The 12,468-nt window shown below is 40.6% G+C and carries 8 protein-coding genes, 1 pseudogene and 1 other annotated feature; of the genes and pseudogenes, 8 read left to right on the forward strand and 1 reads right to left on the reverse strand.

What is annotated here, in order from left to right:
• Window positions 1-5 precede the first annotated feature (5 nt).
• On the reverse strand, window positions 6-1,556 hold the full coding sequence (spoVB, locus tag ACFS5O_RS10035; RefSeq protein WP_205726956.1) for a stage V sporulation protein B: 1,551 nt from the start codon (window positions 1,554-1,556) through the stop codon (window positions 6-8).
• Window positions 1,557-1,655: 99 nt separating this feature from the next.
• Here spoVB and ACFS5O_RS10040 point away from each other — a divergent pair, with 99 nt between their 5' ends.
• From ACFS5O_RS10040 to hisS, 8 genes and pseudogenes are all read left to right on the forward strand, one after another.
• The gene (locus tag ACFS5O_RS10040; protein ID WP_205726955.1) at window positions 1,656-1,916 is read left to right on the forward strand and encodes a post-transcriptional regulator; all 261 of its coding nucleotides are present in this window, start codon (window positions 1,656-1,658) and stop codon (window positions 1,914-1,916) included.
• 292 nt (window positions 1,917-2,208) lie between these two features.
• A pseudogene (gene secDF, locus ACFS5O_RS10045) lies at window positions 2,209-4,378 on the forward strand (protein translocase subunit SecDF).
• 71 nt (window positions 4,379-4,449) lie between these two features.
• Complete coding sequence (recJ, locus tag ACFS5O_RS10050; RefSeq protein WP_205726954.1) at window positions 4,450-6,801, forward strand: single-stranded-DNA-specific exonuclease RecJ; 2,352 nt, start codon at window positions 4,450-4,452, stop codon at window positions 6,799-6,801.
• A gap of 20 nt (window positions 6,802-6,821) precedes the next feature.
• Window positions 6,822-7,334, forward strand: coding sequence for an adenine phosphoribosyltransferase (locus tag ACFS5O_RS10055; RefSeq protein ID WP_066239566.1), 513 nt, complete (start codon window positions 6,822-6,824; stop codon window positions 7,332-7,334).
• Between the two features lie 389 nt (window positions 7,335-7,723).
• Window positions 7,724-9,907, forward strand: coding sequence for a RelA/SpoT family protein (locus ACFS5O_RS10060; RefSeq protein WP_197131245.1), 2,184 nt, complete (start codon window positions 7,724-7,726; stop codon window positions 9,905-9,907).
• Between the two features lie 22 nt (window positions 9,908-9,929).
• Entirely contained in the window at window positions 9,930-10,373 is a 444-nt protein-coding gene (dtd, locus tag ACFS5O_RS10065) for a D-aminoacyl-tRNA deacylase (RefSeq protein WP_205726953.1), read from the forward strand.
• A 62-nt stretch (window positions 10,374-10,435) separates the two neighbouring features.
• Window positions 10,436-10,609: a hypothetical protein gene (locus ACFS5O_RS10070; protein WP_205726952.1), complete on the forward strand. Its 174-nt coding sequence runs from the start codon at window positions 10,436-10,438 to the stop codon at window positions 10,607-10,609.
• Between the two features lie 44 nt (window positions 10,610-10,653).
• Window positions 10,654-10,883 (forward strand) — a binding site (T-box leader).
• Between the two features lie 304 nt (window positions 10,884-11,187).
• Window positions 11,188-12,456 (forward strand): histidine--tRNA ligase, encoded by a 1,269-nt coding sequence (gene hisS / locus ACFS5O_RS10075; RefSeq protein ID WP_205726951.1) that lies wholly within the window; start codon window positions 11,188-11,190, stop codon window positions 12,454-12,456.
• Window positions 12,457-12,468: the final 12 nt, after the last annotated feature.

The following is a 12,468-nucleotide window of genomic DNA, read 5'->3' on the forward strand; positions in this document are numbered from 1 at the left end:
CTGTTTTAGATCCACCTTTTTATAAATGGTATATGTTTAAGGTCTTCTTTACTTAAGAGCTTAAAGAAGATGAGAACAAACAAATAGATCGCACATGTTGCCGACACACATATCGTTAAACCCTGCACTGGAGAAAATTGAGGCATCATGTACTGATACAAATAGACGGCGCCACCTCCTGTAATGAGAATGGAAAGCAAGCACAAAACAAAATCCTTCACCACGATCGTATAACTGATTGCTTTAATGACGGTGGCAAAATGGAGCAGTGTAACGACTACGATACTAATCACGATTCCGAGTGCTGCACCCATTATGCCAAACTCGGGTCGAGTGGCTAGAGCAAAAATGGCAGTTAACTTAACAAGGGCGCCAATAAGACTGTTGATCATCGCTGAGCGTGCCAGATTTAATGCTTGAAGCACAGCTTGCAATGGACCTTGGAAGTAAAGGAAAAAGAAAAAAGGTGTCATTATTTTTACATATGATGCGGATGTAGGTGAATCATACATTAAGTCCATGATGGGAACCGCGTATACATACATAATAACAGCCGCAATACCACCAGATAACATCGAGAGCCTGAGCGCTTGATTCAAGCGATGCTCGATCAAGTGGTATTTTTTTTGTGCATTCGCTTCACTAATAGCAGGTACTAAAGAGATAGAGAGAGAATACGTAATGAACGTTGGGAGAAACAAGAGTGGAATTACATATCCTGCAAGTTCTCCGTATTGCGCGGTGGCAACAGCTGTAGTGATACCAGCGATCGCTAAACTGTTTGCCACAACGATTGGTTCAAAAAAGTAGGAAACAGAACCAATCAATTGACTTCCCGTAGTAGGTAGTGCGATATTCAGAAGATCTTTCATGGTTTCATGACCTTGCTTCAACTGCTTGAAAAAACCTTTTCGGATACGCATCTTCTTTTTCACTTTGAACATGGAAAACATATAAAGAAGTGATGCGAGTTCACCGATAATAACAGAGATCATCGCGCCAGCTGCAGCGTATTCTACGCCATAAGGCAAAAATAGACCTGTTAATAATGCGACAAGAGCAATTCTGACCACCTGTTCGATGACCTGGGAGTAAGCAGACGGTCTCATGTTCTGCAGACCTTGAAAGTACCCTCTCAAAACGGAGGAGACTGCGATGACAGGAACTACAGGTGCGATGGCGAGCAATGGCCAAATCGTACGATCGTCTGTAAAGAAGTATTCTGCTAATAACGGAGCAGCAATAAACAAAGCAATCGTGATCACAATGCTTAAAATACCTGTTATGGCTAAAGAGACGATCAAGATTTTTCTTACTTTTGAACGATCTCCTGTCGCATCTGCTTCTGCAACAAGTTTTGATATGGCGATCGGCAGACCAAGCCTTGTTAATGTTACGGCTAATAAGAATGTGGGGACTGCCATCATGTAGAGGCCAACACCTTCATGACCCATGACACGAGCCATGACGATTCGATTAACGAAACCGAGAATTTTGGTTACAAGTCCTGCTATTATGAGCAGGAGCGTTCCTTGCACGAGTGTTTGTTTTGTCATCTTAACCTGTCCTTTCTTGGACACTCTTATATATCACTATATGCAGGTACAGTGAACAGTCATGACAGCTTGTTTCATCTCGAAAGGAGAGAGAGTCAGATGGAGAATACACATTTCTCAGAATGGAAGAATGAAGTTAAGCCAGCAGTAAAAAGCAAGAAAGAAGAATTTCATTATTTGGGGTATGAAAGTGTAACAGAAGAGGAAATATGGGAATGTGTTCAATCGAAATTAAAGAAAAAGAAAGTTGAGCCTCGTCTCTACGCATTGGTTGATGCCATTTTAGCTCTATCACTAAATGATTTTATGACGTGGCTCACAATACGCTCATATAAAGAAGAAGGGCTGACTCAAGAGTAGAACGTACTTTTGGGCAGCCTCGTTCTATTTATAAGGTCCGTACTTAGGAAAGTGAACAGCCTGAAAAGGAATTGATCACTTCCCGCAACAAGGTAATAGAAAAATTCGTTATTTATTATGTTTTATTTATGAACATTCACAGGACAAATTGACAGAAAAAAACAACAATCGCTATAATGGGAAGGGTTAGTATTCGTACTTATACATAGTGTTGTTTTTTGATACAGCATGAAGGAGGTTTCTTGAAGTGGTAAAAAGGAGTAAGATCGTCATCTTTTTTGTTGTGCTCATCATGTTCGCAGCACTAATTGGGCTGACAACAGAAAAGATCGTAAAAGGTACAAAGCTTGGACTAGATCTCCAAGGCGGATTTGAAGTACTTTACGATGTAAAACCTGTGAAAAAAGGTCAAAAGATTACACAGGAAACATTAAAGAGTACCGTTGAAGCATTGAACAGTCGAATTAACGTGCTTGGTGTCTCTGAGCCTGAGATTCAGATCGAAGGAGATAACAGGATCCGTGTTCAGCTTGCTGGTGTAACCGATCAAAACAAAGCGCGTGAACTATTATCAACACAAGCTGAGTTAACATTCCGCGATGTGGACGATAAAGTGCTATTAGATGGATCGGATTTAGAAGGAAATGGTGCAAAGCAAACGTTTGAATCTCAAAATAATAAACCGATTGTTTCACTGAAGCTTAAAGACGCAGATAAATTTGCAAAAATTACAGAAGAAGTTCTTCAGCGTCAGCCACAAGGTGAAAACATCATGGTTATTTGGTTAGATTATGAAAAAGGTGACTCTTTTAAAGAAGAACAGAAGAAAGAACTTGCTGGAAAACAGCCAAAGTATATTTCTGCTCCATATGTAAACGAAAAACTTACGCAAAAAGATGTAACCATCACAGGACAGTTCTCTGTAGAAGAAGCACAGAGTTTAGCAAAAATCTTAAACGCCGGTGCTCTACCCGTTAAACTAGATGAAGTGTATTCAACATCAGTTGGAGCAAAGTTCGGAGAAAAGGCATTAAATGAAACGGTATTCGCTGGCTTTATCGGAATTGCTGTGATCTTTTTATTCATGCTGATCTTTTATCGTGTACCGGGAATCATTGCAGTCATTACGCTATCTATCTATATTTGGTTGATTCTAGCCATCTTCTATCTGATGAACGGTGTACTAACGCTTCCGGGTATTGCAGCTCTTATTCTAGGAGTAGGTATGGCAGTTGATGCCAACATCATCACATATGAACGGATCAAAGAGGAACTTAGAAGCGGGAAATCGGTGTTAAGTGCGTTTAAAGCGGGAAATCGTCGATCATTTACAACCATCTTTGATGCCAATATTACGACGATCCTTGCAGCGGCTGTTTTGTTCGCTTACGGAACAAGCTCTGTTAAAGGCTTCGCGTTAGTACTAATTATTTCAGTTCTGGCAAGTTTCATCACGGCCGTTTTTGGAACAAGACTTTTCCTAGGTTTATGGGTACAGTCTCGTGTTATGGACAAGAAGCCAGGCTTGTTTGGTGTAAAGGAGCGTGACATCCGTGAGCTTTAAATACGACTTTGTAAAAAACAGAAACCTTTACTTCATCATCTCGACTCTCCTTACAGTTATCGGAATTGTATTCTTGCTTACAGCTGGATTGAAGCTTGGGATTGATTTTGATAGTGGATCGCGTGTAAATATTCAAGCGAATCAAACACTTACAAATGAAGGTGTAGAAGAAGAGTTTAAGTCACTTGGGCTTGAACCTGAAGCAGTCGTTCTTGCAGGGAAAAATGATCAGGCGAACGTTTCCTTTAAAGGTGCTTTGTCAAAAGACGAAGTAGCGAAGATTAACACTCACTTTGAAGATAAATACGGTGAATCACCAAGTATCAGTACAGTTACGCCTACGGTTGGTCGTGAGCTTGCACAGAACGCTTTTTATGCCGTACTTATTGCTTCTGTCGGTATCATTATCTATGTAGCGTTCCGTTTTGAATGGAGCATGGCTGTTGCAGCAGTTGTCGCATTATTGCATGATGCTTTTATGATCGTAGCGATCTTTAGTATATTTAGAATTGAAGTAGATCTTCCTTTCATTGCGGCTGTTCTTACGATTGTGGGTTATTCCATCAATGATACGATTGTTACATTCGACCGGATCCGTGAGAATATGAAGCTTGAAAAAGTAAGAACACAAGAAAAGCTGGCTGAAATCGTAAACAGAAGTATTTTTGAAACGTTGGGTCGTTCGATCAATACCGTTCTAACGGTTATTATCGCAGCTGTTGCGCTATTGATCTTTGGAGCTGATTCGATCAGAAACTTCTCGATTGCCTTGTTGATCGGTCTTGCTTTTGGTGCGTATTCTTCCATCTTTATCGCTTCTCAATTGTGGTATGTTATGAAATCAAGACAAATGAAATCAAAAAAAACACGACCAGTTGAAGTCGAGCCAGAAATTTAAGGTAAATATCATTCATAAATTGTCACCTCTTATCCTGTTTTGTATAATGAATAGGTTAAGAGGTGATTTTTATGTTGGAGCCTAGAACTAGGTGGGAGATTCAAGAACCATCAGAAGACAAGGCAAAATGGTTGTCACAAGAATTAGATATCCCTCTTCTGATCGCTAATCTTTTAGTTGTCAGAGGAATTGAAACGATAGAGAAAGCAGAAGCATTTTTAAACATAGATATCAGTCAATTTCACGATCCATTCTTGATGGATGGAATGAAAGAAAGCGTTGAGCGGATACATAAAGCTGTAGAATCTAAGGAAAAGATTTTAATTTTTGGCGATTATGACGCAGATGGTGTAAGCAGTACAACAGTCATGTATTATGCACTAAAAGAACTCGGCGCAGAGTTTGACTATTACATTCCGAACCGCTTTACAGAAGGCTATGGTCCGAATGAGCCTGCATTAAGAAAAGCGAAAGAGGACGGTTATTCACTTGTGGTAACGGTTGATACAGGAATCTCAGCTGTACACGAAGCGAATATCGCAAAAGAGATCGGGCTAGACTTCATTATTACGGACCACCATGAAGCGCCTCCTATATTGCCAGATGCTTATAGCATTATCAATCCTAAGAAACCTGGTTGCACCTACCCATTCTCTGGTCTTGCAGGCGTTGGTGTAGCATTTAAAGTAGCACATGCCCTTCATGGTAAACCGCCGTTACATTTACTTGATTACGCATGCATTGGTACCATAGCGGATCTTGTACCGCTTGTTGATGAAAATCGAGTGATCGCGAAATTAGGTATAGAAGCACTATCCAAAACTGATAAGATCGGTTTGCAAGAACTGTTAAAAGTAGCGGGTCTTTATGAAAAAGAACTGACAGCTGAAGATGTAGGGTTCGCGATTGGACCCCGAGTGAATGCAGCAGGAAGACTTGGTTCAGCGATGCCGGTAGTTGAGCTGTTTACTTCAAGTGATCGAGACGAATCAGCCATGTTGTCACAAGAAATCGATTCGGTAAATAAGGAACGTCAAGGAATCGTAAACGAGATCACAAAAGAAGCGATTGCGATGGTGGAAGAAAGTTATCCTCCTGATGAGAATGAAGTACTCGTTCTTGCCAAAGAGGGTTGGAATCCGGGAGTTATTGGAATCGTAGCATCACGATTGGTTGAAAAATTTTATCGTCCAACGATCGTGCTATGCTTGGATCCTGAAAAGGGTACGGCAAAAGGATCAGCACGAAGCATCAAAGGATTCGATATGTTCGAGAACCTTTCAGCATCTAGGGACATTCTTCCTCATTTCGGTGGACATCCGATGGCAGCAGGAATGACACTTTCTATGCATGATGTTGATGAATTAAGAAGAAGGCTTATCCAGCAAGCTAAGGAATGTTTAAAATCAGAAGATTATCAACCTGTTACAACGATCGATCTTACAGCTCGTTTAAATGAGATTTCTCTAGAAACGGTTGAACTATTAAGTACGTTAGCTCCTTTTGGAGTCGGAAATCTATCTCCTCGCGTAATGGTTGAAGAAGTTCCGATACGCGAGATGAAAAAGATAGGAAGTCAATCCAATCACCTTAAATTGCAGGTGGGTAACGGTGAGTTATCGGTTTTAGATTGCATCGGTTTTCAAAAAGGTAGCTTGTTAGAAGAGATGACTCCATATTCCTTGATTTCAATCGTGGGCCAGATCCAACTGAACGAATGGAACGGCTATAGAAAACCTCAGCTTCTTCTTGAAGATCTTTCTGTCAATCATTTTCAGTTGTTTGATTATCGAGGTCTTAAAGATGCTGCAAAACGGTTAATCGGACTGCCTTACTCTAAAACATGTTTTATCGCGTTTGAAGAAGAAACAGTAAAGCATAAAGACTTTGAAGCGCTGTCTGACCAAGTCATAGGTGAAGATGAGTTATTGACTCTACCCGAGGATTATTTTAAAGAAAAGAATTTAGTGTTCTTAGATGTTCCTCCCTCTTTAACTCGTTTTTCTGAATGGTTGGAAACCATCGGAGAACCTTCAAGGATCTATGCGGTGTTTCACCAGAGCACAGAACATTTTTTCACGACTCTACCAACGAGAGAGCACTTCAAATGGTTTTATGGATTTCTTGCAAAGAGGAAAACCTTTAATGTGAAGAGAGATGGTGCAGAACTAGCGAAATGGAAAGGCTGGTCAAAAGAAACAATAGATTTCATGTCAAAGGTGTTTTTTGAGCTGGATTTTGTTACAATAGACGATGGTGTTATTTTCATTAATAAAGAACCTAGCAAACGAGAATTAGAAAGCTCTGAAACCTATCAGAAAAAGTTTGAACAAGCAGACATTGAAAATCAGCTCGTTTACTCTTCTTATCATTCTTTAAAAAGCTGGTTTACAGAACAAACACGGCCAAAAGCCAGTTTGTAATTTTCAGGAGGCAAAGATTCATGGATTATAAGCCGTTTATTTCAGTAGTAGAGAATTTCCCAATCGAAGGCATTCGTTTTAAAGATATTACTTCACTTATGTCTGATGGTGCAGTATATAAGCAAGCAATGGACGATATTGCTGTATATGCAAAAGAAAAACAGGTAGATGTGATCGTCGGACCTGAAGCACGTGGATTTATCGTAGGTTGCCCTGTCGCTTACACGTTAGGATTAGGATTCGTCCCTGTGCGTAAAGAAGGTAAACTTCCTCGTGAAGTTATTAAAGTTGATTACGGTCTTGAGTATGGTAAAGATGTTCTAACGATGCATAAAGACGCGATCAAACCAGGACAAAGAGTCTTGATCACTGACGATCTACTCGCAACAGGCGGAACGATCGAAGCAACGATCAAGCTTGTAGAAGAGCTTGGAGGAGTAGTTGTAGGTATTGCATTCATGATCGAACTTACTTACCTAGATGGCCGTAAAAAACTTTCAGGTTATGATATCTTCACATTAACTCAATACTAAAACGATGAAAGAGTTCCTTTTAAAGGGGCTCTTTTTTTACTATTCCTTCAAACATAGTTCTAGGATTGTTGTTTCTTATTTTTATTTTTACTATCTTCTTTGAACAGTTGGTTGCAGTGTAAGGTGTGAGACTCTAGGCTAGGACAGGCGGGCAGGTGAGACACTAAAGAGTGAAACGTACGAATGTGGCTCACCGCCTGCCCCGCGGAAAGCGAAGCACCTGAAACGGAAATCAACTACTTTCAAAACACCAAGTGAAAACCAGACATTTTTTACAATCCTGTCACAAAATCTGCCCAATCATTCGACAAATTTCGTTTTTCGCTTTACATGAAGGACCAATTTAACGATAATAGAAGCAATATACAATGACAACGTAAGGTGATTCCATGACGATTGAGGAAGTATTGCAAAAAGCGGAGAGCTATCTTTCTAAAGACGATTTAAGCTTCATCACGAAGGCTTATGAATACGCAAGAAATGCACACGAGGGACAATTCCGTAAATCGGGAGAGCCCTATATTCATCATCCTGTTGAAGTAGCAGCGATATTGGTGAATCTGCAGATGGATCCTGTGACTGTAGCAGCAGGGTTTCTTCATGATGTAGTTGAAGACACACCAATCACACTCAAAGATATTTCCACTCAATTCAATGAAGAAGTGGCGATGCTTGTTGATGGTGTTACGAAGCTGAAGAAGATCAAGTTCAAATCAAAAGAAGAGCAGCAGGCTGAAAATCACCGGAAGATGTTCGTCGCTATGGCACAAGATATTCGTTGTATCTTGATCAAGCTGGCTGACCGACTTCATAATATGCGTACGTTAAAGCATATGCCAAAAGAAAAACAGATCCAAAAAGCGAATGAGACACTTGAGATCTTCGCTCCGCTTGCACATCGCCTTGGGATTTCGACGATAAAGTGGGAGCTTGAAGATGTTTCTTTAAGATACCTGAATCCACAGCAATACTACAGAATCGTTAACTTGATGCAGCAAAAGCGTGCAGAACGGGAAGAGTATGTTCATCAAGTGATGGATGAGATGAAGAGCAAGCTTAAAGAAGTTAACATTCAAGTAGATATCTCTGGAAGACCGAAACATATCTATAGCATCTATCGAAAAATGGCTAAACAAGGTAAGCAGTTCAATGAGATCTATGACCTTTTAGCTGTTCGTATTATCGTTCAGAATATTAAAGATTGTTATGCAGCGCTTGGTATCATTCATACGGCTTACAAACCGATGCCTGGTCGTTTTAAAGATTATATCGCGATGCCTAAAGCGAATATGTACCAGTCTTTGCATACAACGGTAATCGGACCAAAAGGTGACCCACTTGAAGTCCAGATCAGAACGTCAGATATGCACCGCGTAGCTGAATACGGGATCGCTGCACACTGGGCATATAAAGAGGGTGCTACGAAAGCTCCTGTCAGCTCATTTGAAAATAAATTAACATGGTTCCGTGAAATTCTTGAATGGCAAAACGATGTTGTTGATGCTGAGGAATTTATGGAATCTCTTAAGGTCGATCTTTTTTCTGATATGGTGTTCGTGTTCACTCCAAAGGGTGATGTATACGAGCTTCCGTCAGGATCGGTTCCTATTGATTTTGCATACCGCATTCATACCGAGATTGGTAACAGATGTATCGGTGCAAAAGTAAACGGGAAGATGGTCACGTTAGATTATCGTTTGAAAACGGGAGATATTATCGAGATCTTAACGAGCAAACATTCTTACGGGCCGAGTCAGGATTGGCTGAAGATCACACAGAGTTCACATGCGAAAAACAAGATTCGTCAATGGTTTAAGCGCGAGAGAAGAGAAGAGAACGTCGCAAAAGGCAAAGAGCTTGTTGAAAAAGAGATAAAGAATCGTGGATACGATCTGAAAGACATCTTTACGAACGACAACATTCAATATGTCGCTCAAAAGTATAACTTTGCAGGCGAAGAAGATATGTACGCTGCCGTAGGTTACAACGGCATAACGGCTGCACAGATCGCCACTCGATTAACGGATAAAGTCCGCCGTAAAAAAGAGCAGGATCCAGATAATTCCGAGCTACTTGATGCGATAAGAGACTCTGCTGAAAAACCGGAACCAAAACGAAGAACGGATTCTGGTATCGTGGTTAAAGGCATCGATAACATGCTGATTCGATTATCTAAATGTTGTAATCCAGTTCCTGGAGATGACATTGTTGGTTATATCACAAAAGGTCGTGGTGTTTCTGTTCACCGTGAGGATTGTGTCAACGTACACAACGAAGATGCACAAGTACGACTTTTACCGGTTGAATGGGAAGGTAATCTAGAACAACCGAAAAACTATAACGTTGATATCGAGATCAATGGTTTTGACCGTCGAGGTCTTCTGAATGAGGTTCTGCATGCTGTAGCAGAAACAAAGACGAATATCACAGCCGTAAGCGGCAAATCAGATCGCAACAAGATGGCAACGATCAGTATGTCGATCTCGATCCACAACGTCAGCCACCTTCAAAAAGTGGTCGAACGAATTAAACGAATTCCTGACATTTATGCGGTTAGAAGATTGATGCAATAAGAGTTAAGGAAGTGGTTCTGCAATGAAAGTAGTTTTACAGCGTTCTAAAGAGGCGAAGGTCCTAGTGGATTCTGAGGTAAAGGGCAGAATAGATAAAGGCCTTGTCCTTTTAGTTGGTGTTACACATGAAGATAGAGAGAAAGATGCGGATTATTTAGCCGAAAAGATCGTAAACCTTCGTATATTTGAAGATGAAAATGAAAAAATGAATCTTTCTTTAAAAGACACAGAAGGAAGCATCCTTTCTATTTCACAGTTTACTCTATACGGTGACACGAAAAAAGGAAGACGTCCAAACTTCATGGATGCTGCTAAACCAGATCATGCGATCACGATGTATGACTATTTTAATGACAAGCTTAAAAGTTTAGGTGTACATGTGGAAACAGGTGTTTTTGGTGCAATGATGGATGTCTCGTTTACGAATGATGGACCTGTAACCTTAATCATGGACTCTAAAAGTTAATAATCATGAATGAAACCTCCGCCTTGATGGAAAGACTAAGTCAAAAAGGTGGAGGTTTGTTCATGAGGCAGAACCGGAAAGGCTTGGAAGGGGTACCTCAATGGAAGCAACTGAGCTTTCATGATTTTCTTTCTCTTGAAAAATCAGCAAATACGATGGAGCTTGCTGAAGAGTTTGGAATGAATCTATATCAAGTGAATCAGTTAAAGAAAAAAATAAAACGCGAAAACTATTGACATCATACCCTAATGAAAAGTATGATAGTCTACAATTCCAAAATGTAAAACTGATGACGAAGAAAAGTACCTTTACCCCACAGGGTTAGAGAGGAAATACCGTGGCTGGAAGTATTTCTCCCTGATGATAAAGCGAAAGACACTTCATAGGTTTTAATTCGAACGGTTATTATCAACCTCAGTAGAGTTACACGTGGGCAATCGTTACTTGCATAATGAGGAAGCTTTTTAGCTTCGAAGCAGGGTGGCACCGCGGGAAAATCCCGTCCCTTATGAAATTGCAAATTTCATAAGGGACGGGATTTTTTTATTTGGTTGTTTTCTAACATATTGTGCCTTAAAGGCATTGTGTTCGAGTCTCATCTTGAAAAGTTGATTGGGGTGCAAGGTGTTAGACTCCTGTGGAATGAGTGGGACAGGTGAGACTCCTAACAGTGCATAGCGCTAGGAGGCTCACCGCACACCCCGCGGAAAGCGAGCACCTGGAGCGGAAATCAACCACTTTCAAAAGAGCAACAAAATACACGAAAACTGCCTTTGATTTTATCGAACATGAAAAAACGGGAGGATGAAAGAAAATGAGTATTAACATTCCAAGGGGAACAAAAGATATACTCCCAGGAGAAGTAGAAAAGTGGCAGCTGATCGAACAAAAAGCAAAAGAAGTATCAGCTCGTTTTAACTATAAAGAGATCCGCACACCGATCTTTGAGCATACTGATCTATTCCAGCGAGGTGTCGGTGACTCAACAGATATCGTACAAAAAGAAATGTACACATTCAATGATCGCGGTGACCGCAGCTTAACCCTTCGTCCAGAAGGCACGGCACCAGTAACTCGCTCTTATGTTGAAAATAAAATGTTTGGATTGCCAGGCCAGCCTGTAAAACTATTTTACATCCAGCCTATGTTCCGTTATGAAAGACCACAAGCTGGTCGATATCGTCAATTTGTACAGTTTGGCATCGAAGCGATGGGCTCAGCAGATCCTGCTATTGATGCAGAAGTAATCTCACTTGCGATGACGGTATACAGAGAGCTTGGCTTGAAAAAGCTTCGTCTTGTTTTGAATACACTAGGTGATGCCCAAAGCCGTAAATCACATAAGGAAGCTTTAATCGCACACTTTGAACCTAGAATTGATGAGTTCTGTTCAGATTGTCAGAATCGATTATTAAAGAATCCTTTAAGAATTCTCGATTGTAAAAAAGACCGAGATCATGAACTCATGAAAAGTGCTCCTTCAATTCTTGAGCACTTAAACGAAGAATCAAAAACGTATTTTGAAGACGTGAAAACTAGCTTGGATGCGATGAACATCGATTATGTGATCGATCCTACACTCGTACGGGGACTTGATTATTACAACCACACCGCATTTGAAATCATGAGTGAGGCAGAAGGTTTTGGTGCGATCACGACCCTTAGCGGCGGCGGCAGATACAACGGTCTAGTTGAAGATCTTGGCGGTCCTGCTACTCCAAGTATCGGTTTTGCGATGAGCTTAGAGCGACTTTTGCTAGCACTTGAAGCAGAAGGTGTCACACTAGAAACAGAAGAAGAGCTGGATTGTTATGTTGTTGCGCTTGGTGATGAAGCAAAACAAAAATCTGTTTCAATCTTAAGCCAGCTTCGTCAGAACGGAATCAAGAGTGACAAAGACTACTTAGATAAAAAGATGAAAGCACAGTTTAAAGCCGCTGATCGATTGAAGGCAAAATATGTTGCCATATTGGGTGAAGAAGAGCTGACAAAAGGAATCATCAACGTTAAAAATATGGATTCTGGCGATCAACAAGAAGTAGTGATCGAAGAATTGAGCACATTTATCAAGCAAGGGAAATAAGGAGGACACATC

This window comes from Fictibacillus nanhaiensis (assembly GCF_042686385.1).
Taxonomy (GTDB): domain Bacteria; phylum Bacillota; class Bacilli; order Bacillales; family Fictibacillaceae; genus Fictibacillus; species Fictibacillus nanhaiensis.